Origin of the sequence: Pseudomonas sp. 58(2021), assembly GCF_017491585.1 — a bacterium.
GTDB classification, from domain to species: Bacteria; Pseudomonadota; Gammaproteobacteria; order Pseudomonadales; family Pseudomonadaceae; genus Aquipseudomonas; species Aquipseudomonas fluorescens_BT.
On record NZ_JAFGYZ010000022.1, the window covers coordinates 80,095 to 105,002 of the forward strand.

Consider the following 24,908-nt stretch of genomic DNA (forward strand, 5'->3'; position numbering starts at 1 on the left):
TTCAGCGCTCCAAGGTAAGCCTGTTGACCTCCTCAGTCCAGTCGGGCCGAACGTCTGCTGCAGGCGGCAGTCAATCGCTTTACACCGTTCGGGATTTGTTGCCATGAAGCGTCGCTACCGCTGGCCGTTATGGATTGTCGCCACCATCGTGGTGTTGCTGGTCGCCCTGCACATCGCCCTGCCCTACCTCGTGCGCGACTACCTGAATGAGAAACTGGCCAACATGGGCGACTACCGCGGCCAGATCACCGACGTCGATCTGGCGCTCTGGCGCGGGGCCTACAAGATCAACGGCCTGAAAATCGTCAAGGTCGACGGCAAAGTGCCGGTGCCGTTCGTCGATGCGCCGCTGATCGACCTGTCCGTCAGCTGGCACTCGCTGTGGTACGACCATGCGGTGGTGGCGCAGGTGAAGTTCTTCAAGCCACAAGTGAACTTCGTCGATGGTGGTGCCAACAAGCAAAATTCCCAGACCGGTAAAGGCACCGACTGGCGTGCCCAACTGGGCAAGTTGCTGCCGATCACCCTCGACGAGGTGCAGATCAACGATGGGCGCATCACTTTTCGCAACTTCAACTCCAAACCACCGGTGAACATGAACGCCACCAACGTTGAGGCGAGCATCTACAACCTGACCAACGTCGTGGACAACAAGGGCAAGCGCGATGCCCGCTTCGAGGGCAAGGCCCTGCTGCTCGGTCAGGCACCTCTGGAGACCTCCGCCACGTTCGATCCGTTAAGCAACTTCGAGGATTTCGAGTTCCGCCTGCGTGCCCGTGACCTCGAACTCAAGCGCATGAACGACTTCGCCTCGGCCTACGGCAAATTCGACTTCAACGCCGGCCACGGCGACGTGGTCATCGAAGCCGCCGCCAACAAGGGTCAGCTCAAGGGCTACATCAAACCGCTGCTGCGCGACGTCGACGTGTTCAACTGGCAGCAGGATGTCGAGAACAAGAACAAGGGCATCTTCCGCTCGATCTGGGAAGCACTGGTCGGCGGCACCGAAACCGTGCTGAAAAACCAGGGCAAGAACCAGTTCGCCACCCGCGTCGAACTCAGTGGCAGCGTGCACCAGCAAGATATCAGCGCGTTCGAAGCGTTTTTGCAGATTTTGCGCAACGGATTCATTCAGGCCTTCAATGCCCGGTATGAACGGCCGAAGCCGGATGCGGGCTAAGTTTTTCGGTTGACGATGTAGCGCCCGGTATCCTCTGCCGCGATCAGTGCAGGTTTTTCCTGCAGCGAATCCCAACCCAGACAGGCCAGGGCCAATGACCTGGGCACGGCTTCCCGGCCATTACTGTAGCGACTGATGCTGCGAGCGCTGACACCCAACGCTTCGGCTGCCTCATTCAACGGTAAACCGGTTCGAGCGCGCCAATCCATGAAAATCCGTGTGTTTTCGTCCGGCGCATTTTGCGCGAGCGCGTCCCGGTACAAGGTATCGGCACCAATCTGGATATCCGGTTCCAGCCACTCCACGCTCCAGCCGTCGTCACCCAACTCAGCGGTTGCGAAGACTTCAGCGTCCAGTAGCGGAGCGAGCCCCGGATAGGTTTGCAGATCGCGGCTCAAGTCCAGGTTCATCTGTTGTCCGTCGATAAAGGTCAGCGACAGACAAGCATCGCCAAGAGCCTGCACTGCCGCCAGCCGCGGCCGCTTCATGAGTAACATCGTTTCCAGTCCTCCAGCAATTGCGTCTGATGGGCCGAAACCCACTCCAACGCTTCCTTGACGATCAGTGGCGGTGCCTTGCCCATCATGACCTCGACGGTTTCCAGGCTCAGCATCACATCCACTCCGCCACCGGTCAGGTGAACATGGGGTGGCGGGTGATCCTTCTCGCGCAACTGAATGCGATATTTTTCGCGAAATCGGTATTTGGTAGTCATGCCCGAAGGCTATCGCCAAATTGGCGATATCTGAATACTGGCCTCGTGCCGAAACTGAGTCAACATGTGACGCCCCATTCAGAGACTGAATAAGCCGTCTGCGTTCACAGTCGACCGGGCTGCGCGTTATAGTCGGGCATCCGATTATTTCGCCCCCGCCCTGCCCGTTCAGGTCGGCGTTACCGTTCGAGGATTAGCAGATGAAGTTCGAAGGCACCCAGGCCTACGTCGCCACCGATGACCTGAAGCTGGCGGTCAACGCCGCCATCACCCTGGAGCGGCCGCTGCTGGTCAAGGGCGAACCGGGCACCGGCAAGACCATGCTCGCCGAGCAACTGGCCGAATCGTTCGGCGCCAAGCTGATCACCTGGCACATCAAGTCCACCACCAAGGCCCATCAGGGCCTGTACGAGTACGATGCGGTCAGCCGTCTGCGCGACTCGCAACTGGGCAATGAAAAAGTCCACGACGTGCGCAACTACCTGAAGAAAGGCAAGCTCTGGGAAGCGTTCGAGTCCGAAGAGCGGGTCATCCTGCTGATCGACGAAATCGACAAGGCCGACATCGAGTTCCCCAACGACCTGCTGCAAGAACTCGACAAGATGGAGTTCTACGTTTACGAGATCGACGAGACCATCAAGGCCAAGAAACGTCCGATCATCATCATTACCTCCAACAACGAGAAAGAGCTGCCGGACGCCTTCCTGCGCCGCTGCTTCTTCCACTACATCGCCTTTCCCGACCGCACCACCCTGCAGAAAATCGTCGATGTTCACTACCCGGACATCAAGAAAGACCTGGTCAGCGAAGCGCTGGACGTGTTCTTCGACGTGCGCAAGGTGCCGGGCCTGAAGAAGAAGCCGTCGACCTCTGAACTGGTCGACTGGCTGAAACTGCTGATGGCCGACAACATCGGCGAAGCGGTGCTGCGCGAACGCGATCCGACCAAAGCCATCCCGCCGCTGGCCGGTGCGCTGGTGAAGAACGAACAGGACGTGCAACTGCTTGAGCGCCTGGCGTTCATGAGCCGTCGCGGCACCCGCTAAGAGGCTGATGCCATGTTGCTCAACCTGTTCAATGAAATGCGTGCAGCCAAGGTACCGGTGTCGGTGCGCGAGCTGCTCGACCTGATCAACGCGCTGAAACAGCGCGTGACCTTCGCCGACATGGACGAGTTCTACTACTTGTCCCGGGCGATCCTGGTCAAGGACGAACGGCATTTCGACAAGTTCGACCGTGCGTTCGGCGCCTACTTCAACGGCCTGGAAAAGCTCGACGATCACCTGCAGGCGCTGATTCCCGAAGACTGGTTGCGCAAGGAATTCGAGCGCTCGCTGACCGACGAGGAACGCGCACAGATCCAGTCCCTCGGCGGCCTGGACAAGCTGATCGAAGAGTTCAAGAAACGTCTGGAAGAACAGAAGGAGCGCCACGCCGGCGGCAACAAATGGATCGGCACCGGCGGCACCAGCCCGTTCGGCTCCGGCGGTTTCAACCCGGAAGGCATCCGGGTCGGCGACGCCGGCAAGCGCCAGGGCAAAGCGGTGAAAGTCTGGGATCAGCGCGAGTACAAGAACCTCGACGACTCCGTGGAGCTGGGCACCCGCAACATCAAGGTCGCCCTGCGCCGCCTGCGCAAATTCGCGCGCCAGGGTGCGGCGGAAGAACTGGACATCGATGGCACCATCGACCACACCGCCAAGGACGCCGGGCTGCTGAACATCCAGATGCGCCCGGAACGGCGCAACACGGTGAAGCTGTTGCTGCTGTTCGACATCGGCGGCTCGATGGACGCCCACGTGAAGATCTGCGAGGAACTGTTCTCGGCCTGCAAGACCGAGTTCAAGCATCTGGAGTACTTCTACTTCCACAACTTCATTTATGAATCGGTGTGGAAGAACAACATGCGCCGCACCTCCGAGCGCACCTCGACCCAGGACTTGCTGCACAAGTACGGCGCCGACTACAAAGTGATCTTCATCGGCGACGCGGCCATGGCGCCTTATGAAATCACCCAGGCCGGCGGCAGCGTCGAGCACTGGAACGAAGAGCCGGGTTACGTGTGGATGCAGCGCTTCATGGAGAAGTACAAGAAGCTCATCTGGATCAATCCGTACCCGAAAGATACGTGGGGCTACACCTCGTCGACCAACATCGTGCGGGATTTGATCGAGGACCAGATGTATCCGCTGACGTTGCGCGGGCTGGAAGAAGGGATGCGGTTTCTGTCCAAGTAATCCGCAATGGCTCCCCCGCCAGCGGCGGGGGAAATGATCAGAAGCGCTTCAGATACTCGATATGCTCCCGGTGCGCGACGTCCTGTACCACCGGGCGCAATCTGACCTTCGCCCCCGGCAGACACTGCGCCAGGCGCGCCAGTGCCAACGGCGTCAACGCTCCCAATCGCGGATAGCCGCCAATCGTCTGCCGGTCATTGAGCAACACGATCGGCTGCCCGTCCGGCGGCACCTGCACCGCACCCAGCGGAATGCCCTCGGAAATCATCGGTTTACCCTGATACTGCAACGCCGTCCCCAGCAACCGAATACCCATTCGGTCGGCACGACTGTCCAGCGTCCATGCACGGTTGAAGGCATCGAACAGGCTCTGCCCGCTGAACTGACCGATCTGCGCGCCGAGCACCAGATCGAGCGGCGCGTCGAGACGCAGGTCCGGTCGATGCTCCGCCGGAACCTCACGCACCAATAGGGTTTCGCCCTGATAACTCAGCGAAGTGCCCTTGGCCAGCGGCAAGCCAAAACCATCAAGACCGCCAAGCGCCTCACGTACCACCGTGGCGCTGCTACCCAGCACTTTCGGCGCACTGAAACCACCGGGCGCCGCCACATAGGCCCGCGCCCCCAGCACCGGCTGGGTGAACTTCAAGGTCTGCCCTTTGCGCAGTTTGAAACTGCGCCACGGCGCCAACGCCTCACCGTCAATCTGCGCACCCAGATCGGCACCGGCCAGCGCGAGCAGACAATCCTCCTCCGCCACCACCGCAAACCCACCGAGGGTAATTTCGATCACCGGCACATCCAGTCCATTGCCCAGCAGCCAGTTGGCCCAGGCCAGCGACCGCCAGTCCGCCGCGCCGCCCTGGGTCACGCCCAGATGGCGCACGCCAAACCGTCCGGCATCCTGCAACAGGCACAACGGCGTACTCGCTTCAATCGTCAGTCGGCTCATGCGAGGGCCTCCAGAGGCGTGTCGTCACCGCCGAGGCGGATGAATTCGGCATGGCTCACCGCTTCGAAACGTACGGTATCGCCGGGCTGCATGAGGCTGTAGCCATCGCGTTCACGGTCGAACAGTTTTGCCGGCGTGCGACCGATCAGGTTCCAGCCGCCGGGAGACACCACCGGATACGCCGCGGTCTGGCGCTCGGCGATACCGACACTGCCGGCAGCGACTTTCTTGCGCGGGGTATTCAGACGCGGTGCCGCGAGGACTTCTTCCACCAGCCCCATGAAGGCAAAACCCGGCGCAAAACCAAGGGCGAACACCTGATATTCGCGAGCACTGTGACGGCGGATCACTTCGTCTACCGACAACCCGCTGCGTTGCGACAGCAGGCTCAGTTCCGGGCCGACACTCAGGTCGTACCACACCGGCAGCACATGACACTGGCCGCCGGTCCGCGCATTCGGCGACAGGTCGATCAGCGCTTCGGCGATCAACTCCCGCGCCTGATTCGGGCTCAACGCGGTCAGATCGTAATGCACCATCAACGTGGTGTACGACGGCACCAGATCGATCAGATGTGCGCCGAACACCGTGCGCAACCGCTCACTGGCGGCGAGCATCCACGGCATGTTGGCTTCGGCGATTTCATCGAACAGCCGCAGCATCAGGCAATCCAGCGCCACCACTTCCACCCGCGGATTCATGGCGCGCTCTGCTCGTTCAGGGCCTGACGAATGCGTTGCACGGCGGCCACTGAACTGGCGTTGTCACCATGCACGCACAAGGTGTTGGCTTGCAGGTGCAGCGCGCTGCCGTCGCTGGCGGTGAGATTGTCGCCACGGGCGATGGTCAGCGCTTGCCCGATGATGGTTTCGGAGTCGTGGTGCACTGCGCCGGGCAGTTGTCGCGAGACCAGCCGGCCGGCGCTGTCGTAGGCACGGTCGGCGAAGGCTTCAAACCAGAGGGTCACGCCGTATTCGTCGCCGAGCTGTTGCGCCGCCGTGTTGTCGCGGGTGGCCATCAGCATCAGCGGCAAGGTCCTGTCGTAAGCCGCGACGGCCTGAATCACCGCTCGCAACTGCGCCGGGTTGGCCATCATGTCGTTGTACATCGCGCCGTGGGGTTTGACGTAACTTACCCGCCCGCCCTGGGCACGACAGATGCCGTCGAGGGCGCCGATCTGGTAATGCAGGATATCTTGCAGTTCCTGGGCGGTGTAGGCCATGGAACGTCGGCCGAACCCCACCAGATCCTGATAGGCCGGATGCGCGCCGATCTGCACGCCATGGCTCAGGGCCAGGCTGACGGTCTTGCGCATGATGCCCGGGTCGCCGGCATGGAAACCGCAGGCAATGTTGGCGCAATCGATGAAGGGCATGACTTCCGCGTCCAGACCCATGGTCCAGCTGCCGAAGCTCTCGCCGATGTCACAGTTCAATAGCAGGCGGCTCACGGTGAACACTCCTGTAGCTTTGGTCTTTTTTTATCGTAGGACGTTGTCGCAGGTTATCAGTTACTGCGCGTCCAGTTGCTTGCCACGGGTTTCCGGCAGGCTCAATGCCGCAAGGATCACCACGCCGTAGGACACTGCCGCAAAGGCACCGATGCCTACACTCAGCGGTACTTTCTGGCTGAGCAGCCCGATCAGCAGCGGGAACAACGCCGCCAGCGCCCGGCCGATGTTGTAGCAGAAGCCCTGCCCCGAGCCGCGAATCCGCGTTGGAAACAACTCGGTGAGAAACGCCCCCATGCCACTGAAAATTCCCGAGGCAAAGAAGCCCAGCGGAAAGCCCAGCCACAGCATCACGCCGTTGCTGACCGGCAATTGCGTATAGAGCAGAACGATGGTGAACGAGCCGACCGCGAACAGGATGAAGTTCTTCTTGCGCCCCAACAGGTCGGTCAAATAGGCGCTGATCACATAACCGACGTAGGAACCGATGATCACCATCGCCAGATAACCGCCGGTGCCGAGTACGCTCAAGCCGCGCTCGTTCTTCAGAAAAGTCGGCAGCCAGGAGGTGATCGCGTAGTAACCGCCGAGGGCGCCCGTGGTGAGCAGCGAGGCGCGGAACGTGGTGAAGAGCATGCCGGGGGCGAAGATCTCGTAAAACTTCGACGGGCTTTGCGGGGTTTGTTTGGCCTTGGCTTCGCGGTAGATCTCAGGATCTTTCACCAGACGGCGGACGAAAATCACGAACACCGCCGGCACGATGCCGAGGATGAACAGTGCGCGCCAGGCATCTTCCGGCGGCAGTACCGAGAACAGCAGCGCGTACAGAATCGCCGTCAGCCCCCAGCCCAGGGCCCAGCCGGATTGCACCATGCCCACCGCCTTGCCGCGGTCCTTGGCGCGGATCACTTCGCCGATCAGCACCGCGCCGGCAGTCCATTCACCGCCGAAACCGAAGCCCATCAGAGTGCGGGCGATCAACAGCTGTTCGTAGTTCTGGGCGAAGCCGCAAAGGAAAGTGAAGAAGGCGAACCACAGCACCGTCAGCTGCAGGGTGCGGACGCGGCCGATGCGGTCGGAGAGAATTCCCGCCACCCAACCGCCGATGGCCGAAGCGATCAGGGTGCTGGTGTGGATCAGGCCGGCTTCGCCGGTGGTGATGCCCCACATCGCGATCAGGGTCGGCACCACGAAGCTGAGCATCTGGGTGTCCATGCCGTCCAGACCGTAGCCGATCTTGCAGCTCCAGAAGGTCCGGCGCTCCTGCTGATTGATGTTGCGATACCAGTCGAACGGGCCGGGACGGGCCGCAGTCTTGGGGAGGTCGAGGGTGTCGGGCGCACTCATGGCATGTCTCCGCAGGCTTTTATTGGTCTTGTTCGAAGCTCCTACGACGCCTATCGTGGGAACCGGATGCGTCGATTCTTGGGTGCGTCACCCGGTCGCGTCCAACGAATAAAAACCCGCCCAAGACATAAGAAAAATTTGTTGCCATGAACCTGAAGTTTCTCGAAACCTTCGTCTGGGTCGCCCGGCTGAAAAGTTTTCGCCTGACCGCCGACAAGCTGTTCACCACCCAGGCCTCGATTTCCAGCCGGATCGCGGTGCTCGAAGGCGAGCTCGGGGTGAAGCTGTTTCTGCGCGATTCACGCGGCGTCAGCCTGACGCCCGAAGGTTTGAAAGTGCTGGACTATGCCGAGCAGATGCTCGACACGATGCAGGCGCTGAAACAGTCGATCGAGACCCGATCGAGCAAGGTCGGCCGGGTGCGCATCGGGGTGATGGATACCGTGATCCACACCTGGCTCAGCCCGTTGGTGGCGCAGATGACCGATCTGTACCCGCGAGTGGAAATCGAGCTGGTGGCGGATACCTCGCTGAACCTCTGCGATCAGCTGCAAAAAGGCTTTCTCGATCTGATCCTGCAAACCGATCTGGTGCGCCAGGAAAGCGTGCGCAGCCTGGAGCTGGCCAGTCACCCCATCGGCTGGATCGTCGCCAGCCATTCGATTTACAACCGCGACTATCAAAGCCTCGCCGACCTGGCGCAGGAACGGATCATCACCTACTCGAAAAACTCCCGGCCGCATCAGGACATTCTGGCGCTGATGCAGGCCCAGGGCGTGCTGGCGCCACGGTTGAACTGTGTGAATTCGGTGTCGGCGATCACCCGGCTGTTGCGCGACGGATTCGGCATTGGCGCGTTGCCGCCGGTGCTGGTGGCCGAGGAACTGGCGCGGGGCGAACTGACCCTGCTCGACATCGAACAGCGTCCGCCGAATCTGCAGGTGGTGGTGTCGTGGCGGGTCGGTGTGGAATGGGTCGAAGAGATTGTGACGTTGTGTCAGCAGGTGCTGGAGGGGTATGCGCGCAAGGTGGGCAAGGATTACATCGCTTTAAGTTGATCGTTCCCACTGCGTGGGAACGATGCATCGAAGCTTACAGCCCGCGCACATCCCGGTCTTCGATCGGCCGGCTCTGGCGCAGGCGCTTGCCGCCCAGCACCACCCAGTCGATCAGACGGAACAGGCATTCAAGGCCGAACGACAGCAGCAGCGCGCCGCTCATGCCCCAGATCATCGCTTCCGGCGTCAGCAGGATCTGGTAGCTGTAGCCGTTCCAGGTTTCCTTGCGGATGTCCGGGTCGGCGGCCAGCACCACTTGCAGGAAGCGGATGTACCACGGGCCCTGCATCGCCTGGAATTGCTTGTCCAGCGCCTGCTGACGGTTGAGCAAGGTGCTCAGGCTGTCGGCATCACTGCGAAACACCGGGTCTTCGCTGGCGCGATAGTGAGCGACCAGCGCCTGCAGATCACCTTTGAAAAACTGCTCGGCGGTGCCCTGGAAGCCACGCAGGCCGGTCTGCGCCTCGATCAGGTGCGCTTCGACCCGCTTGGCGTAATCGTTGATGAAGCCAGGCACCTGGACACCGATCAACAGGCCCGCCGCAAACAACACCAGCCGTAGATAACTGAGCAACATCGAGGAGAGATCCTTTATTCGGTCGTGCCCTGGCTGACGCATTCGCCGCGTCGCCACAGGCTCCATTGGCCCGGTTCGTAGCGGGTCCAGGTTTCATTTTCGGTCAGAGGTTCGGTGGCAATCACCGTGACCACATCGTTGGGCGTGGTTTCGGCCTGGAAATCGACGATCACATCGACGTCCTTGAGCCGCGCCGGGCCGAACGGTGCGCGACGGGTGATCTGTGCCAGTTTGGTCGAGCAATAGCAGAACAGCCAGTCGCCGTCGCTGAGCAGGCAGTTGAACACGCCTTTGCTGCGGTATTCGGCGCACGCGGCGACCAGATCCGGCAGCAGCACCTCTATATCGACCGGTTCCGGAAACGCTGCACGTACGCGGTTGAGCAAATCGCAGAACGCCGCTTCGCTGTCGGTATCGCCGACCGGGCGGTAGAAACTCTTGATCGGGGTGAAATCGGTAAGTTGGCCATTGTGCGCAAAGCACCAGTTGCGCCCCCACAGTTCGCGGACGAACGGGTGGGTGTTGGACAGACAGACTTTGCCGACGTTGGCCTGACGGATATGACCGATCACCACTTCGCTCTTGATCGGATAGCGCTGCACCAGATTCGCCACTTCCGACTCGCTGCTGGCCGCCGGGTCTTGGAACAGACGCAAGCCGCGCCCTTCGTAGAAGGCAATGCCCCAGCCATCGCGGTGCGGCCCGGTTCGACCACCGCGCTGCATCAGCCCGGTGAAGCTGAACACGATATCGGTCGGCACGTTGGCGCTCATGCCCAGTAGTTCACACATGTGCGGGCTCTCGTGATTACAGACGCGGCTCGACGCGCCCGCGCTGCGGATTGCTCGGCAGAGGTGGACGGCCGTAACGATCATCGCCGGCACCGCCGAACGGTTGATCGCCGTCGCGCTCGTCATCGGCACGGGCTGCTGCGCGGGCTGCTTCAGCCTGCTCCTTGCGAGCTTTCGAAGCGCGTTCGATCGGGAAGCGGATCAGCACGAAAACCAGGTACAGGCCGAACGCGATCATCGCGTACATGAGCAGTTCGGAAATCGCGCGCCAGGCGTTGTTGCCCACCTTGAACGCCAGATCCAGCGCCGTAATGGCGACGGCCGGGGCGAATTTTTCCTTCACCGGATCGATGATGGTCGGACTGAACAGCAACACCGCCATCAGCACACGCAGCGGTTCGCGCAGCCAGCGCCACATCCAGCGGGTCATGCGCATCCACACCAGCAGGCAGCCAACAGCGGCAAAGGCGTAAAGCCCCCAGGCGATCAGATAGTCGTTCTCGGTCATGGTGTCCATGGCAAGGCAGGCAAAGAGGCGCTTATAGTAACGACTTTTCGCACGTCAGGCTCCCCCGCCGTCCGTGCAGCCCTTATTTGTCATGTCCGAGAGCTTTCCATGCCCGTATCCGCCAACGTCACCAGCGCCCCGATTGCCCGCAAGGATGCCGGTCACGACCCGTATGCCTGGCTGCAGGAACGCGACACCGACGCGGTGCTCGACTACCTCAAGGCCGAAAACGACTACCAGCAGGCGCAGACCGCCGATCAGGCCGAATTGCGCGAAACCCTGTTCGAGGAGATCAAGGGCCGGATCCTCGAAACCGACCTGTCCCTGCCGTCGCCGTGGGGCCCGTATCTGTATTACACCCGCACCACCGCGGGTGACGAATACCCCCGCCACTATCGCTGCCCGCGCCCTGCCGACGACAGCCTGACCCTCGACGAAAGCCGCGAACAGCTGCTGCTCGACCCGAATGCTCTGGCCAATGGCGGCTTTTTCTCCCTCGGCGCGTTCAGCATCAGCCCGGATCACCAGCGCCTGGCCTACAGCGTCGATGCCTCGGGCGACGAGATTTACACGCTGTTCGTGAAGGAATTATCCAGCGAACGTGTCAGCGAACTGGAATTCCAGGACTGCGACGGCAGCATGACCTGGGCAAACGACAGCCTGACCTTGTTCTTCGGCGTGCTTGACGACACCCATCGCCCGCACAAACTGTTCCGCTATCGCCTCGACGGCACTGCCGCCGAAGAGGTGTTCCACGAGCCGGACGGGCGTTTCTTCCTGCATTGCTATCGCGCCAGTTCCGAACAGCAATTGCTGCTGTCCCTGGGCAGCAAGACCACCAGCGAAGTCTGGGCGCTGGACGCCAATCAGCCGCACCAGCCGTTCACCTGCCTGGCGCCACGGGTCGAGGATCACGAGTACGACGTCGACCACGGCAAGCTTGATGGCGAATGGACCTGGTTCATCCGCACCAACCGCGACGGCATCAATTTCGCCCTCTATCAGGCCCCGGACACCGGCATCGCACCGAGCGAAGCCGACTGGCAGAACCTGATTCCCCATAGCGATTCGGTGATGCTCGATGGCGTGACCCTCAACGCCGAAGCCCTGACCCTGAGCCTGCGCGAAGGCGGATTGCCGATCATCGAAGTCCGCCCACACGGCCTGGCGCCTTATCGCGTGCAATTGCCGGACGCGGCTTACAGCCTCTACGTGCAAAACAGCCTGGAGTTCGAAAGCGACCGCATTCGCCTGCGCTATGAGGCGCTGAATCGTCCGGCTCAGGTCCGGCAACTGATCCTCTCCACTGGCGAGCAGACTGTCCTCAAGGAAACCCCGGTGCTCGGCCCGTTCGATGCCGACGCCTACGTCAGCCAGCGCCTTTGGGCCACTGCCCCGGACGGCACGCTGGTGCCGATCAGTCTGGTGATGAAACGCGAAATGGTCGGTAAACCAGTGCCGCTGTATCTCTACGGTTATGGTGCCTACGGTTCGAGCCTCGATCCGTGGTTCTCCCACGCCCGCCTGAGCCTGCTGGATCGCGGCATGGCATTCGCCATCGCCCACGTGCGTGGCGGCGGTGAACTGGGGGAAGGCTGGTATCGCGCCGGCAAGCAGGAGCACAAGCACAACACCTTCAGCGACTTCATTGCCTGCGCCGAATTCCTGATCCTCAACGGCATCACCACCGCGCCACAACTGGCGATCAGCGGTGGCAGCGCCGGTGGCCTGCTGATCGGCGCGGTGCTCAACCAGCGCCCGGAGCTGTTCGGTGTGGCGATTGCCGAAGTGCCGTTCGTCGATGTGCTCAACACCATGCTCGACCCGGATCTGCCGCTGACCGTCACCGAATACGACGAGTGGGGCAATCCTGAAGAGCCAGAGGTCTACGAGCGGATCAAGGCCTACGCGCCGTACGAAAACGTCACTGCGCAGGCCTATCCTGCGACGCTGGTAATCGCCGGCTACAACGACAGCCGCGTGCAGTATTGGGAAGCGGCCAAGTGGGTGGCGAAATTGCGCGCGACCAAGACCGATGACAATCCATTGCTGCTCAAGACCGAACTGGGCGCCGGCCACGGCGGCATGAGCGGGCGTTATCAGGGATTACGTGACGTAGCGCTCGAATATGCATTTGTTTTCAAGGTTCTGGGCATCGCCTGAGGAACTCCGCCGGTCAGTCAGGTCTTAATTCCGGGCACCGGGAGCCGATAAGCAGATCGGCCCCCGGTGGCGAGCCTGCCACCCGACACAACAAAAAGACCGCACGACATGTCAGAACCCACTCTACTGAACAACGAAATCCGCGACTGGCTGATGGACTGCGGCCTGTTCGATCAATTGCAACTGGCGGATTTCGCCGCCGCTTCGGGCTACTTCAGCATCAGCACCGTGGCTGAAGGCGAAGCGATCTTTCGCGAAGGCGATGCCGGCAGTTTCATGTGCATCATCCACACCGGCCAGGTGGCCGTGCAGAAAACCGGTGGCGACGGCCAGATCGTGACCATGGCCACCCTGCGCAGCGGTCGGGCGTTCGGTGAAATGGCCGTGCTCGACGGTGAACGCCGTTCGGCAACTTGCGTGGCGGCGAGCAACTGTCAGTTGCTCAACCTCGGCAAGGATTCGCTGGAAAAAATGCTCAACGATGCGCCGAAGATCGCCGCCAAGATCATCCGCGCCCTCGCCGTCTCCCTGTCCAAACGCCTGCGCATGGCCGACGGCCAGCTCGCCGCCCAGCAGATCTAGCCCCCCGGGGATTTGGGTTTACTGTCGTTCTGTTCCAGGCCCGGCAATGGCTGATCCTTGGTCGGCGGGCTGGGCATTTCGATCGGCACCAGCGGTGGGCCGCCACTGCCGGGGCCGGCCTTGGGAATCGGCACCGGACTGATCTGCGGATATGGGGTTGGCGTCGCCGTGCCGGGCGAGCCCGGTTGCGGTGTCGGGCTGACGGGAATCGTCTGTTGCGCCTGTACGGCAGTTATCGAGAGCGCGGCCAGGGTAATGACCGTTAGAATGGTGCGCTTCATCAAGGGCTCCGTTGGCCTGAAGTCTGCCTTCAGGCTACTCCCAACGCGCCGGCTTGCCTTCCCCCCTGTAGAGATTTCCATGAAACGTTTCGTTCTGCTCGACACCACGCCGATCCCTGACAACGGCGGCGCCCTGTGCCTGTTCGAGTATGGCGAGGATTTCGTCATCAAGATCCAGGGCGGCGACGGCGGGCAATTGATGAACACCCGCATGCACGGCTCCGAAGATGCACTGGCCGAAATCCCCTGCCGCAAGGTCGCCGGCCGGCCGGATTCGCGAGTGCTGATCGGCGGCCTGGGCATGGGCTTCACCCTCGCCTCCGCGCTCAAGCACCTGGGCAAGAGCGCCGAAGTGGTGGTCGCCGAACTGGTACCCGGCGTGGTCGAGTGGAACCGTGGCCCGCTCGGTGAAAAGTCCGGGCGCCCGCTGCTCGACCCGCGCACGGTGATCCGTCAGGAAGACGTGGCCAAAGTGCTGCAAAGCGAGCCCAACGGCTTCGACGCGATCATGCTCGATGTCGACAACGGCCCCGAAGGCCTGACCCAGAAGGCCAACAGCTGGCTGTATTCCACCGCCGGTCTTGCCGCGTGCGCCAGGGCAATGCGGCCCAAAGGCGTGCTGGCGGTGTGGTCGGCCAGCGCCGACCGGCAGTTTTCCGACAAATTGAAGAAGGCCGGTTTCAAAGCCGAGGAAGTCCAGGTATTCGCCCACGGCAACAAGGGCACGCGCCACACGATCTGGATTGCCGAGAAGCTCAAGGGCTGAGCTAAACTGGCGTCATAACCGTCATTAGTCTTTCTGCAAAGGTGAACCCATGAGTTCGTCCACCCCGACCAACACTTCGAAGCTGGATCGCATCCTCGCCGACAACCAGCGCGACAAGGAAATGGGCTACCGCGACAAGGCCCTGAAGATGTACCCGCACGTGTGCGGCCGCTGCGCCCGTGAGTTTTCCGGCAAGCGCCTGAGCGAGCTGACCGTGCACCACCGCGACCACAACCACGACAACAACCCGCAGGACGGTTCCAACTGGGAACTGCTGTGCCTGTACTGCCACGACAACGAACACTCGCGCTACACCGACCAGCAGTATTTCGGCGAAGGCTCGCTGAGCACGCCGAAAATCGCCAAGGCCACGCACAATCCGTTTGCTGCCCTGGCCGGCCTCATGAAGAAAGAAGACTGAAGATCTTCAGTGGCTGACCCGGCCCATTCGCGAGCAGGCTCGCTCCCACATTGGTTTTGTGTACGACACCGATCAACTGTGGGAGCGAGCCTGCTCGCGAAGGCGGCCTGGCGGGCACCGCCAATCTCAAACTGAACACCCCTCACCCAATCCCCGTATAATCGCCCTCTTTTTCCCGAAGGCACCCCGCTCGTGGCAGACAAACGGTACAGCTGCATTGGTTTGTATAACCCCAAATCACCGGAAAACGTCGGTTCGGTGATGCGCGCCGCAGGCTGCTATGGCGTGTCGACCGTGTTCTACACCGGCAAACGCTATGAGCGCGCTGCCGATTTCGTCACCGACACCAAGCGCGTGCACTACGACATCCCGCTGATCGGCATCGACGACCTGAAAAAAATCCTGCCGCTCAACTGCGTCCCGGTCGCCGTGGAACTGGTCGACGGCGCCCGCCCGCTGCCCGAATACACTCACCCGGATCGCGCCCTGTACATCTTCGGCCCCGAAGACGGCTCGCTGGATCAAGAGATCCGCGACTGGTGCGAAGACGTCGTGTACATCCCGACCACCGGTTGCATGAACCTCGCCGCCACGGTCAACGTCGTGCTTTACGACCGCATGGCCAAAGGTCTGAATACCCGTTCCGGGCCGAAATTCCGCTGAAACGCCGCACATCCGATGGAACGAGCTGACCGCCAGTGCAGTCAGCTTGTTTATCCATTACTCATTGCCTGGAGAAAGATCATGACCGAGCTCAAACGCGTCGAGCGTATCGAATCCACCCCGTTCCAGACCCGCTCCGAGCAGAACGTCGAAGGCTGGGAGCGCATCGGCTCGCTGGCCGGCGGCGTGATCATGGTCGGCAAGGGTCTGCGCCGTGGCGGCGTGTTCGGGCTGATTCAGGTGGCGATTGGCGGCGTAGCCATGGCCCGTGGCATCACCGGCCACAGTTCGGTGAAAAGCCTGCTGGAGAAAAGCCGTCAGGACATGAACAACGTGCGCACAAAGATCGAGCGCGCCGGTGAAGAGCTGAGCAAGCTCAAAGCCAATGCCGAGGCGGCGACCAAAACCGCCACCGTGACCGGCAATGATTCGGTGAAGTCGCCCAAAGCCGGGGGTTGAGCCTGAACTTGCGGTGAGGCTTCTGGCCTCTTCGTCGGATCGCCGCCCGGAGCAAGCCCGCTCCCACATTGAACCGCTCTACGTCAGTTGTAATGCGATCACATGCGGGAGCGGGCTTGCTCGCGAAGGCGGTATTACTGCAATAACGCGGTATCGAGGACTTTGGACGACTCGCCGAGAATGCTTTCGGCCAGTTGCACGAACTCTTTGGTGTCCACCGTCCCCAAATGCATCGCCCCGCGCAGCACATCATCCAGCGAGCGCTTGTTGCGAGTCTTCAGACGGATCTCGCGATCCAGTTCCTGTAACAGTAAAACCGCTTTGGACACCTGCGCCGGGCTGATCTGCTCGCCGCGCAACGTCATCACCTTCTGGCTGTCCTTGGCCAGTTTCACCTGCAAGGCCTGATAACGTTCATCGCTCATACCGCCAGCACGGCGCACCAGTTCGACGGCGTAATACTCGGCGAACCCTTCCTTGATCCAGTCACTGCGCTGCTCGTCGTTGATGCGCCCGAACACCTGCGCCAGCTCCCGGACCAAGGGGCTGCTGCCGCTCTCGCTGACCAGAGGCAAACGCGTGTTGAGGTAGATCGACTCCCGCGCCGCCAGGCTGCCGCGCCACATCGGGTCGTTGGCGCCGACGATCAGCAGCTTGCTCGGATGTCGGGGAAACACCGCTTGCACCTGCGGCCAGACGAACGTCAACAGCGTCAGAACGTCCATCCGGCGCATGCCCTGCCCCTGTGGCGACGCCACGGTGACTTCGGTCTCCCCCAATCGTGTGCGGCGGCTGCCGAGGTGCCCGGCGAGCATCCAGCCCGTAGGCCGGTCGAACAGACGGGCCGGATTGTCGATGCGGAATTTGTTCTTGCCGATGCGCGGCCAGGCGGTTTCGACGCTTTTCCAGCCATCGGGCAGTTCGAATTGCAGCCGTGAGACCAGTTCGATGCCGTCCTGCTGATCAAGCTTTGCAGGGGGCACCAGTTCATCGCCGCGCATCAGCGCCCAGGTCGGGGTCATGCGCGTGTCGAAGCTGCCGTTCTTGCGGCCGTGACTGATACGCACGCGGTAGGTCAGGCTGGCCTTGTCCGCCGTCGGGCGCCATACGCCGCGTGCCTGTTGGCCCGGCGTCAATTGCCATTGGCCGTCGGCCTTGAAGTCGCTGTAGTGGCTGCCGTCGCCGAGGTCGAAATCCAGACTGCGCACGGCCTCGCCTTTGGCGAGGGTCAGGCGCACCTCGGCCTGATCGCTCTGCGGCAGCAGGCGTACCTGAAAATCCAGATCGACCTTCTTCGCCGCCCACACCGGCGCACTCAGCGCCAGCAGCGTGACGATCAGCGCCCGGCGCAATCCCGTCGCCATACCTGCTCCTTGGTCAATCGTTAACCTGCGCGGAAAATCAGGTGATCTTCCCAGTCGTCTTCCGGCACGCTGCCTTCGGCGAGCATGCGCCCGGACTGGGAAATCCGTTCGTGGTGCACGGCGTCCCGATCCCCGCAGACCAGGTGATGCCACAACGGCAGATCCTTGCCTTCGCTGACCAGCCGATAGCCGCAGGTCGGCGGCAGCCATTTGAATGCTTCGGCCTGGCCCGGGGTGAGCTGGATGCAGTCCGGAACAAACTTGATGCGGTTCGGGTAATCGCTGCACTGGCAGCTTTTCAGGTCCAGCAGTTTGCAGGCGATGCGTGTGTAATAGACGCTGTTGTCTTCTTCATCCTCGAGCTTCTGCAGGCAGCACAGGCCGCAACCGTCGCACAGCGATTCCCATTCCTCATGATCCAGTTGATCGAGGGTTTTGCGTTTCCAGAACGGTTCGACTTTGGCGGCCATGGCTCAAGCATCAACATCAGGTGGTGAAAAGGCCGCCAGTCTAGTGCCCAAGGCCCCGTGGGCCAAGCGCTGGCGACTGTCGGTTGTGCAGGGCTTGTCAGTTTTTGCGCGGCCAAGTAGTTTTGCCAGTCTCAAGAAGCCCTGGCTGGGTGCCATTAACGCTCGACCGCGTTGCATTCCGGTGAACTGCACGGCTTCAGATACAGCCCCCATCGTTCAGCCCAACTGATCCCGCCGGGTTTTGCTTCAAACCTGTCCTCAAACGTAGCAAGGAATCTCTCGATGAGTGCCAACCCTCGCGTTGCCGAATATGCCATTCACCCGCAGTTCACCGATCGCTGGTCGCCCCGCGCCTTCACCGGCGAAGCGATTCCGGAAGAAACCTTGCTGAGCTTCTTCGAAGCCGCGCGCTGGGCGCCATCGGCGTACAACTCGCAGCCGTGGCGTTTTCTCTACGCCCGTCGCGATACGCCGAACTGGGAGCGTTACCTGGGCCTGCTCAACGAATTCAACCGCAGCTGGGCGCAGCACGCGTCGGCGCTGGTGATCGTGATTTCGAAAACCACCTTCACCGCACCGGGCGCAACTGAAGAAACACCGGCGCTGTGGCACACCTTCGACACCGGTTCCGCGTGGGGCCACTTGGCACTGCAAGCGAGCCTGAGCGGCTGGCACACCCACGGCATGGCCGGCTTCGATCAGGAGCTGACTCGCAAGGAGCTGAACATTCCGCAAGGTTATGCACTGCACGCCGCCGTGGCGGTGGGCAAGCTGGGTGACAAGGCAACCCTGGCGGATTATCTGCAAGCACGGGAAACGCCGAGCCCGCGTCGTCCGCTGAGCGAACTGGCGGCTGAAGGCGACTTCACCCTCTAAGCCATGGCGCATAATGAAATGTGGGAGCGGGCTTGCTCGCGAAGAGGGCTTACCAGTCGACGACTTGGCTGACTGATAAACCGCTTTCGCGAGCAAGCCCGCTCCCACATTTTTCACTGCGGTGAATCAGTAACCGCGTGCGAAATCCACTTCCCCACGCAACGCCTCTCCCGCCTGATACGCCCGCAAGTTGTCCAGAAACAACTGCACCATCATCGGCGGCGACGTCGGCGCAGAGCTGTGCCCGGTCAACAGCAAGCCCCACGCGGTCCAGAACGGATGCCGTTGCGGCAGCGGTTCCTGACGGCAGACGTCGATCACCGCGCCGGCCAGATGGCCTTCCTTCAGCGCTTCGACCAGATCCGCATCGACCACCGCCACACCGCGCCCGGCGTTGATGAACAACCCGGTCGGCTTGAATTGCTTGAACAGCGCCGCGTCGTAGATGTCGTGGGTGTGCTCGGTGTTGGGCAGCAGATTGACCACGTAATCCACTTCCCCCACCAGCCGTGGCAGGTCCGCCATCGAGCCGACTTCGACAAATGGCGCCTGCTCCCGGGCACTGCTGGCGATGCCGTACAACTCAACGCCGAATGGCCGCAGGAACTGCGCCACGCTCTGGCCGATGTCGCCGGTGCCGACGATCAGCACCTTGCGCCCGACCAGACTCTGGCCGGTGCGACTGTCCCACTTGCGCTCGACCTGGCTGACCAGTCGCGCCAGCACTTCGCGCTCGTGGCCGAGCATGTAGGTCAGCACGTATTCAGCCATCACCTGGCCGAAAATGCCGACCGCCCGGGTCAGGCGGTAATCGCGGCGCAAACCGTCGGCCAGCAGCGGCGTGATGCCGGCCCAGGTCGATTGCAGCCATTGTGGCTGGTGGCCCTGACGCAACAGGGTCGCCAACAGATCCGGCTGGCCCAGCCACACCGGGCAATCAGCAGCCTGGCGGGCCAGCTCGGCGGAGTCGCCACTGGTCAGCACTTCAAGCTCCGGGGCCGCCTGACGCAGCAGCCGGGCGTATATCGCGTGGTCGTGTTCAGCAATCAGAACGCGCATGTTCAAACCTTTCGCAAACCGTGCAGGCGGCCGCCCACTTCGTGGCAGCCGTCGCCGTAAAAACCGTTCCAGGGGTTACAAGAGGCCCAGGACAGGGCCTCGCGGATCAGACCGGGTCGTTGCGTCGCAGCAACTCTTCGGGCAAGTGCTCGATGTACTCTTCCTCGGCCGGTGGCATCTGCAGGTGGTAGCCCTGCTTGTCGAGGTTCTCCAGGACCACGGCGATGTCTTCGCTGGCGAGCTTGCGCTCGGGGGTCAGTACCAGATCGAAGGAATGCTTCGCCTTGCCGAACGCCGCCATCAGGCCTTCCGGCACGCGTTCCAGCGCATCGCTCTTGAGCACGTAGAGGTACATGCCGCTTTTCTTCGAACTTTGATAAATGGAGCAAATACGTTTCAAGGCTGTTCTCCGGCGGTGGCCAGGCTGTCGAGCAGCTTCTGGCCCATCAATTCGCGGCGCCAGCCACGCAGCGAATCAGGCAATTGGTAAGGGCCCTCGGGGAAGCCGCTTTTGACCAGGGCTTCGAGGGTTTTCTTGCGCAGCATCAATTCCGGCGCGATGCCCAGACGCTCAGCTTCGGCCTGACCGAGCGCCCGCAGCTGTTTGATCAGCGCGGCAGCTTCGATCGGCAACGGCTCCGGCACGGCTGGCGGCCATTGATCAGGCCCCACACTGCCAGAGCGCTTGATCAGATCAAGCAGAAACTCGCCGTCCTGACGCACGGTACGCGGATGCATGTCTTCAATCTTGCCCAGCGCGCTGAGGTTGTCCGGTTGCGTGCGGGCCAGCGGCCACAACGAATGCTCACGGATAATACGGTTGCGCGGCAGGTCGCGGGCACGGGCTTCGCGCTCACGCCAGGCGCACAGTTCGCGCAGAACGGCGAGTTGGGCGCGGGACAGTTTCCACGCCAGCTTCGCCTCGCGATACACCTCGTACGGATCGGTTTCGCGACGCAGGTTGGCGACCAGTTCGGCGCCGTCCTCCAGTACCCAGGCGAATTTGTCATCGGACAGTTTCGGACGCAGTTGTACGAAAACCTCCGCCAGATGCACGGCATCTTCGGCGGCATAGCTGATTTGCGTGTCGGACAACGGACGCTGCAACCAGTCGGATCGGGTTTCGCCCTTCGGCAGTTCGATGCCGAGCACCTCCTGCACCAGACGCGAATAGCCCATCGAGAACCCGAGGTTCAGGTAGGCCGCAGCCAGTTGCGTGTCGAACAACGGCGCTGGCAGGCTGCCGGTCAGGCGCAGCAGGACTTCGAGGTCTTCGCTGCACGCGTGCAGGACTTTGAGCACCGCCGGGTTTTCCAGCAACGCCGCCAGCGGTTGCCAGGCGTCAATGGTCAGCGGGTCGATCAGATAGGCGCGTTTGCCGTCGCCGACCTGCAGCAGGCCGGCAATCGGGTAGAAGGTGTCGACCCGCATGAATTCGGTGTCGAGGGCAACGAAAGGCAGCTGCTGCCACTCGGCGCAAAACTGCGCGAGGCTATCGTTGTCGCGAATCCAGTGAATATCGATGGCCACACGGCTCTCCCTTCAAGAATGGCGCGCAGTATATATCGCCACCGGCGCTTTACGCGCCTTCGCAGGGCAAGAGCGTTGATGAAATCTCCTGCCCGCCAGCAAGAATAGTCTTACAGAACAATTCCGAGGGTTCAGTCCCTGGCCAGGACGCCGTCGATGACGGCACCGCGGCAACCGGCGAACAGGTCCAGATCGTGCTGATAGACCTTGCTCTGCACTTCCAGCAGACCGAGCATCGAATGGAACAGGTTGTCCTGGCTCAACGGTTTGTCGCGGCTCATTTGCAGGCAATGGGTGTCGACCGAGTACGACTTCTGGTAACTGTCGGAGAACCACGCCAGCATCGCCACATGTTTCTGTTGTTCCGGCGCGAGCATGTACGGCGTGCCATGCAGAAACAGGTTGTACTCGCCCAGGGACTCGCCGTGATCGGAGAGGTACAGCATGGCGGTATCGACTTTTTCCTGATTGCTGCGCAGCACATCGATCAGACTCGACAGCACATGGTCGGTGTACACCAGCGTGTTGTCGTAACCGTTGACGATGCTTTCGCGGCTGCAATTGTTCAGCGCGTTGCTTTCACACACCGGTGTGAAGTGCTCGTATTCCTTGGGATAACGCTTGAAGTATTCCGGGCCGTGGCTGCCCATCTGGTGCAGTACCAGCACGGTGTCCTTGTCCAGGTGCTCGATGAAATTCTGCAACCCTTGCAGGAGGATTTCGTCGCGGCACTCGCTGTTGGCGCACAGCGCCGGGTCTTTCAGATTGCTGACATCCTGCAGGGTGACGCGATCGCAGGTGCCTTTGCAGCCCGACTGGTTGTCGCGCCAGATCACATCGATGCCGGCACGTTTGAGCACATCCAAAAGCCCTTCTTCATTCTTCGCCTTGCTGGCGTCGTAATCCTTGCGGCCCATGTTTGAGAACATGCACGGCACCGAGACGGCTGTTTCCGTACCGCAGGAATGCACATCGGTGAACGCGATCAGGCCGGCTTCCTTGTCCAGTTTCGGCGTGGTGTCGCGGTTGTAGCCCAGGATGCCGAAGTTCTCCGCCCGGGCACTTTCACCCACCACCAGCACGGTCAGCGACTTGCGCGGACGGTTTTGCAGTGCAGGGTTACGCTGGGCGTCTTCACCGATCTTGACGAACGGTTGCTGCACAGAAACAACCTGTTCGCGCAGATAGCCGGCAGATGCGCCGATGTAGTTGCTCGGCACCAGCATCAGGCGCAATTCGTGGTGGTTGCGAAACAGCGAAGACAAGCCCTGATAGTTGGCCAATGCGACGCCGCCAATGACCGCGACCGATGCTGCACACACCACAACTTTGCTTAATAACTCTCGGTGCCATCGACGATAAGCGACGGGTAACTTCCACACCAACCACGAAGGCAATAAGCCCAGAAACAATAGATAAGCGAACAACTTCAAAGACAGCAGATCGCGAACTTCCGTGGCATTGGTTTCAGCGAAGTTTCGAAACATCCCCGCATCGATCATCACCCCATACTGGCTCATGAAATAAGCCACACCGGCACTGATCAGAAACAGCGCCGTCAACACCGGTTTCAATACCGGGCGAAACGCCAGAAAGGTCAGCACGATGTTGTACGCCGCGAAGATCATCACCCCGAACGCAATGCGCATGGCGATACCCTTGCCATCGGCAGCGGTGATCTCGAAGAGGTGTTCCCAGAGTACGAAATTGAATCCGGCCAAAAAAAAGGCACTGGCAAACAACGTCACCCATTCCGGGCGCACGGCTTTTAACTTCAACATAGGCGGGGGGCTATTTCCTGAAAAGAAGCGCCGTGGCCAATTGTGAAAAATTCATTGACCCGAGCGATGAAAACTCTACGTAGCCCCTCATCAATTTTTTGTGAAAAAGAAGCCAACGATTAGTTGGCTCATGAAATAACCATGAAATCTGCAAGTGCATCAGGCCTGATTCAGTAAAAAATCACAGCCCGTTCAGGCAGAGCTCACGGAAGGCGTATCGATTTTTTAAATATCCCGCGGGATTTTCTGATTTGCCGGCACCGGTATCGCGCCCGCCTAATCGACAGCCTCTGATTCAAAGGTCTGAACATGGAAAACGTCCGCGCCACCACCCGCCCCGCTGTCTGGCTGATGCTCGGTATCATTCTGGTCGCCCTCAATCTGCGCCCATCGATGGCCGCCGTCGGGCCTTTGCTGTCGGCGATTCGCGGCGATATCCCGCTGAGCTTCAGCGTGGCATCGCTGCTGACCATGCTGCCGGTAATGGCCATGGGACTGGCGATGTTCTTCGGGATCGGCATCAGCCAGCGTCTGGGGGAGCGGCGCACGGTGGTACTGTCGTTGTTGATCATTGGTGGGGCGACCCTGGCGCGGCTGTTTCTCGATTCGGCGGCGCAACTGATCGTCAGCGCCGTCCTGGCAGGGATCGGCATCGCGTTGATTCAGGCCTTGATGCCGGCACTGATCAAATCGCGCTTCCCCGACAACGTGGCGCTGTGCATGGGGTTGTATGTCACGTCGATCATGGGCGGTGCCGCGCTCGCGGCCTCGTTCGCACCAAGGGTGATGCTCGACACGGGCAGCTGGCGTGCAGGGCTGGCGATCTGGGCGGCACTGGCGCTGCTCGCCTTGGTGTTCTGGTTGGCACAACGCGATGACGCACCACCCATCACGACCACTGCCGTGAAAAGGGAGGCCTTTTTCACCCATTCCCGCGCCTGGCTGCTCGCAATCTTCTTTGGTCTGGGGACCGCTTCCTACACTTGTGTACTCGCGTGGCTGGCGCCGTACTACGTGGAAAACGGCTGGAGCGAACAGAACGCCGGTCTGCTGTTGGGATTTCTGACGGCCATGGAGGTGATTTCCGGCCTGGTGGTTCCGGCGATCGCCAACCGCAGCCGTGACCGGCGCCTGGTACTGAGCGCCCTGTTGGTGCTGATCATTGGTGGCTTCTGCGGCTTGATCCTCAGCCCGCAACATCTGAGCCTGCTGTGGCCAGGCCTTTTGGGGCTGGGCATTGGCGGATTGTTCCCGATGAGCCTGATCGTCTCCCTCGATCACCTCGACAACCCGCAGCGCGCCGGCGGGCTGACGGCCTTCGTGCAAGGGGTCGGTTACCTGATTGCCGGCCTCTCGCCGCTGCTGGCCGGGGTGATCCGCGATCGACTGGGCAGCTTCGAATGGGCCTGGTGGTCGCTGACCGCGGTGATGGTGGTCATGCTGCTGATCGGGCTGCGTTTCGACCCTCGACAATACGCCCGACACGTTCGCTGATCGGGCGTTGTGCACGGTGCTTCATCCCTCTGGATAAAGGCTTCTGGCCATCTTTTGCAGGATCGTTTTGGCACGTCGTATTACTAAAACTTTCTGTCCCACAACTGTCCGTGAAAAATCCTACAGGGGTTTCTCCTGGCACCATCGTTCCGTTACGATCATGCGCACACGTTTGCGCGGATTC

At 61.3% G+C, this 24,908-nt stretch carries 28 protein-coding genes; 12 read left to right on the forward strand and 16 right to left on the reverse strand.

Annotated features, from left to right (window positions below; genetic code table 11):
- The first annotated feature begins 103 nt into the window (after positions 1–103).
- Positions 104–1,180, forward strand: coding sequence for a DUF748 domain-containing protein (locus J5M72_RS22940; protein ID WP_207867188.1), 1,077 nt, complete (start codon positions 104–106; stop codon positions 1,178–1,180).
- Here J5M72_RS22940 and J5M72_RS22945 read toward each other — a convergent pair.
- Together J5M72_RS22945 and J5M72_RS22950 are read right to left on the reverse strand one after the other, a co-directional pair.
- Positions 1,177–1,677 (reverse strand): helix-turn-helix domain-containing protein, encoded by a 501-nt coding sequence (locus tag J5M72_RS22945; RefSeq protein ID WP_169429290.1) that lies wholly within the window; start codon positions 1,675–1,677, stop codon positions 1,177–1,179. The two genes, J5M72_RS22940 and J5M72_RS22945, sit on opposite strands and share 4 nt — an antisense overlap.
- Positions 1,665–1,895, reverse strand: a complete 231-nt coding sequence (locus J5M72_RS22950; protein ID WP_169429289.1) for a DUF4160 domain-containing protein — start codon at positions 1,893–1,895, stop codon at positions 1,665–1,667. Before J5M72_RS22950 ends, J5M72_RS22945 begins: the two co-directional genes overlap by 13 nt.
- Positions 1,896–2,095: 200 nt before the next feature.
- On the opposite strand from J5M72_RS22950, the gene J5M72_RS22955 reads away from it, so the two are divergent.
- A complete protein-coding gene (locus tag J5M72_RS22955; RefSeq protein ID WP_007911294.1) occupies positions 2,096–2,941 on the forward strand; it encodes a MoxR family ATPase in 846 nt (281 codons plus the stop codon).
- 12 nt (positions 2,942–2,953) lie between these two features.
- Positions 2,954–4,132, forward strand: a complete 1,179-nt coding sequence (locus tag J5M72_RS22960; protein WP_007956512.1) for a VWA domain-containing protein — start codon at positions 2,954–2,956, stop codon at positions 4,130–4,132.
- Positions 4,133–4,169: 37 nt separating this feature from the next.
- On the opposite strand, the gene J5M72_RS22965 is transcribed toward J5M72_RS22960, so the two are convergent.
- The 4 genes from J5M72_RS22965 to J5M72_RS22980 are packed head-to-tail and all read right to left on the reverse strand — an operon-like array spanning position 4,170 to position 7,881.
- Entirely contained in the window at positions 4,170–5,084 is a 915-nt protein-coding gene (locus J5M72_RS22965) for a biotin-dependent carboxyltransferase family protein (protein ID WP_207867189.1), read from the reverse strand.
- Positions 5,081–5,785: an allophanate hydrolase subunit 1 gene (locus tag J5M72_RS22970; RefSeq protein ID WP_207867190.1), complete on the reverse strand. Its 705-nt coding sequence runs from the start codon at positions 5,783–5,785 to the stop codon at positions 5,081–5,083. Before J5M72_RS22970 ends, J5M72_RS22965 begins: the two co-directional genes overlap by 4 nt.
- Positions 5,782–6,534 carry a 5-oxoprolinase subunit PxpA gene (locus J5M72_RS22975; RefSeq protein WP_207867191.1) on the reverse strand — a complete coding sequence of 251 codons (753 nt, stop codon included), beginning with the start codon at positions 6,532–6,534 and terminating at the stop codon, positions 5,782–5,784. The genes J5M72_RS22970 and J5M72_RS22975 overlap by 4 nt, the downstream gene beginning before the upstream one ends.
- A gap of 60 nt (positions 6,535–6,594) precedes the next feature.
- Positions 6,595–7,881: an MFS transporter gene (locus tag J5M72_RS22980; RefSeq protein WP_207867192.1), complete on the reverse strand. Its 1,287-nt coding sequence runs from the start codon at positions 7,879–7,881 to the stop codon at positions 6,595–6,597.
- 146 nt (positions 7,882–8,027) lie between these two features.
- Here J5M72_RS22980 and J5M72_RS22985 point away from each other — a divergent pair, with 146 nt between their 5' ends.
- Positions 8,028–8,939: a LysR family transcriptional regulator gene (locus J5M72_RS22985; RefSeq protein WP_169429282.1), complete on the forward strand. Its 912-nt coding sequence runs from the start codon at positions 8,028–8,030 to the stop codon at positions 8,937–8,939.
- Positions 8,940–8,973: 34 nt separating this feature from the next.
- Here the strand turns inward: J5M72_RS22985 and J5M72_RS22990 are convergent, their stop codons facing one another.
- The 3 genes from J5M72_RS22990 to J5M72_RS23000 are packed head-to-tail and all read right to left on the reverse strand — an operon-like array spanning position 8,974 to position 10,824.
- Complete coding sequence (locus tag J5M72_RS22990) at positions 8,974–9,516, reverse strand: DUF2937 family protein (protein WP_207867193.1); 543 nt, start codon at positions 9,514–9,516, stop codon at positions 8,974–8,976.
- A gap of 14 nt (positions 9,517–9,530) precedes the next feature.
- Positions 9,531–10,307 carry a class II glutamine amidotransferase gene (locus J5M72_RS22995; RefSeq protein ID WP_207867194.1) on the reverse strand — a complete coding sequence of 259 codons (777 nt, stop codon included), beginning with the start codon at positions 10,305–10,307 and terminating at the stop codon, positions 9,531–9,533.
- 16 nt (positions 10,308–10,323) lie between these two features.
- Positions 10,324–10,824, reverse strand: a complete 501-nt coding sequence (locus J5M72_RS23000) for an MFS transporter (protein ID WP_169429281.1) — start codon at positions 10,822–10,824, stop codon at positions 10,324–10,326.
- A gap of 99 nt (positions 10,825–10,923) precedes the next feature.
- Here J5M72_RS23000 and J5M72_RS23005 point away from each other — a divergent pair, with 99 nt between their 5' ends.
- Together J5M72_RS23005 and J5M72_RS23010 are read left to right on the forward strand one after the other, a co-directional pair.
- Positions 10,924–12,978 (forward strand): S9 family peptidase, encoded by a 2,055-nt coding sequence (locus J5M72_RS23005; RefSeq protein ID WP_207867195.1) that lies wholly within the window; start codon positions 10,924–10,926, stop codon positions 12,976–12,978.
- 108 nt (positions 12,979–13,086) lie between these two features.
- A complete protein-coding gene (locus J5M72_RS23010; RefSeq protein ID WP_169429279.1) occupies positions 13,087–13,560 on the forward strand; it encodes a cyclic nucleotide-binding domain-containing protein in 474 nt (157 codons plus the stop codon).
- Here the strand turns inward: J5M72_RS23010 and J5M72_RS23015 are convergent.
- The gene (locus tag J5M72_RS23015; protein WP_039772629.1) at positions 13,557–13,841 is read right to left on the reverse strand and encodes a hypothetical protein; all 285 of its coding nucleotides are present in this window, start codon (positions 13,839–13,841) and stop codon (positions 13,557–13,559) included. The two genes, J5M72_RS23010 and J5M72_RS23015, sit on opposite strands and share 4 nt — an antisense overlap.
- Positions 13,842–13,920: 79 nt before the next feature.
- On the opposite strand from J5M72_RS23015, the gene J5M72_RS23020 reads away from it, so the two are divergent.
- From J5M72_RS23020 to J5M72_RS23035, 4 genes are all read left to right on the forward strand, one after another.
- Positions 13,921–14,607 carry a hypothetical protein gene (locus J5M72_RS23020; protein ID WP_207867196.1) on the forward strand — a complete coding sequence of 229 codons (687 nt, stop codon included), beginning with the start codon at positions 13,921–13,923 and terminating at the stop codon, positions 14,605–14,607.
- A 49-nt stretch (positions 14,608–14,656) separates the two neighbouring features.
- Positions 14,657–15,028: a YajD family HNH nuclease gene (locus J5M72_RS23025; protein ID WP_007944009.1), complete on the forward strand. Its 372-nt coding sequence runs from the start codon at positions 14,657–14,659 to the stop codon at positions 15,026–15,028.
- A gap of 192 nt (positions 15,029–15,220) precedes the next feature.
- A complete protein-coding gene (locus tag J5M72_RS23030) occupies positions 15,221–15,691 on the forward strand; it encodes an RNA methyltransferase (protein WP_007958066.1) in 471 nt (156 codons plus the stop codon).
- A gap of 81 nt (positions 15,692–15,772) precedes the next feature.
- Positions 15,773–16,150 (forward strand): DUF2892 domain-containing protein, encoded by a 378-nt coding sequence (locus J5M72_RS23035; protein WP_169429276.1) that lies wholly within the window; start codon positions 15,773–15,775, stop codon positions 16,148–16,150.
- A 134-nt stretch (positions 16,151–16,284) separates the two neighbouring features.
- On the opposite strand, the gene J5M72_RS23040 is transcribed toward J5M72_RS23035, so the two are convergent.
- Positions 16,285–17,514 carry a hypothetical protein gene (locus J5M72_RS23040; RefSeq protein ID WP_207867197.1) on the reverse strand — a complete coding sequence of 410 codons (1,230 nt, stop codon included), beginning with the start codon at positions 17,512–17,514 and terminating at the stop codon, positions 16,285–16,287.
- A gap of 20 nt (positions 17,515–17,534) precedes the next feature.
- Positions 17,535–17,984: a YcgN family cysteine cluster protein gene (locus J5M72_RS23045; protein ID WP_169429274.1), complete on the reverse strand. Its 450-nt coding sequence runs from the start codon at positions 17,982–17,984 to the stop codon at positions 17,535–17,537.
- Between the two features lie 282 nt (positions 17,985–18,266).
- Between J5M72_RS23045 and J5M72_RS23050 the strand changes: the two genes are divergently transcribed.
- Complete coding sequence (locus J5M72_RS23050) at positions 18,267–18,860, forward strand: nitroreductase family protein (RefSeq protein WP_102717527.1); 594 nt, start codon at positions 18,267–18,269, stop codon at positions 18,858–18,860.
- A 126-nt stretch (positions 18,861–18,986) separates the two neighbouring features.
- Here the strand turns inward: J5M72_RS23050 and J5M72_RS23055 are convergent, their stop codons facing one another.
- From J5M72_RS23055 to J5M72_RS23070, 4 genes are all read right to left on the reverse strand, one after another.
- Positions 18,987–19,919: a D-2-hydroxyacid dehydrogenase gene (locus tag J5M72_RS23055; protein ID WP_169429273.1), complete on the reverse strand. Its 933-nt coding sequence runs from the start codon at positions 19,917–19,919 to the stop codon at positions 18,987–18,989.
- Positions 19,920–20,025: 106 nt separating this feature from the next.
- Entirely contained in the window at positions 20,026–20,319 is a 294-nt protein-coding gene (locus J5M72_RS23060; protein ID WP_085703814.1) for a YcgL domain-containing protein, read from the reverse strand.
- Positions 20,316–21,449 carry a ribonuclease D gene (gene rnd / locus J5M72_RS23065; RefSeq protein ID WP_169429272.1) on the reverse strand — a complete coding sequence of 378 codons (1,134 nt, stop codon included), beginning with the start codon at positions 21,447–21,449 and terminating at the stop codon, positions 20,316–20,318. Before rnd ends, J5M72_RS23060 begins: the two co-directional genes overlap by 4 nt.
- Before the next feature lie 131 nt (positions 21,450–21,580).
- Positions 21,581–23,230 carry a phosphoethanolamine--lipid A transferase gene (locus J5M72_RS23070; protein WP_169429271.1) on the reverse strand — a complete coding sequence of 550 codons (1,650 nt, stop codon included), beginning with the start codon at positions 23,228–23,230 and terminating at the stop codon, positions 21,581–21,583.
- A gap of 309 nt (positions 23,231–23,539) precedes the next feature.
- On the opposite strand from J5M72_RS23070, the gene J5M72_RS23075 reads away from it, so the two are divergent.
- Positions 23,540–24,724 carry a cyanate transporter gene (locus tag J5M72_RS23075; RefSeq protein ID WP_207867198.1) on the forward strand — a complete coding sequence of 395 codons (1,185 nt, stop codon included), beginning with the start codon at positions 23,540–23,542 and terminating at the stop codon, positions 24,722–24,724.
- Positions 24,725–24,908: the final 184 nt, after the last annotated feature.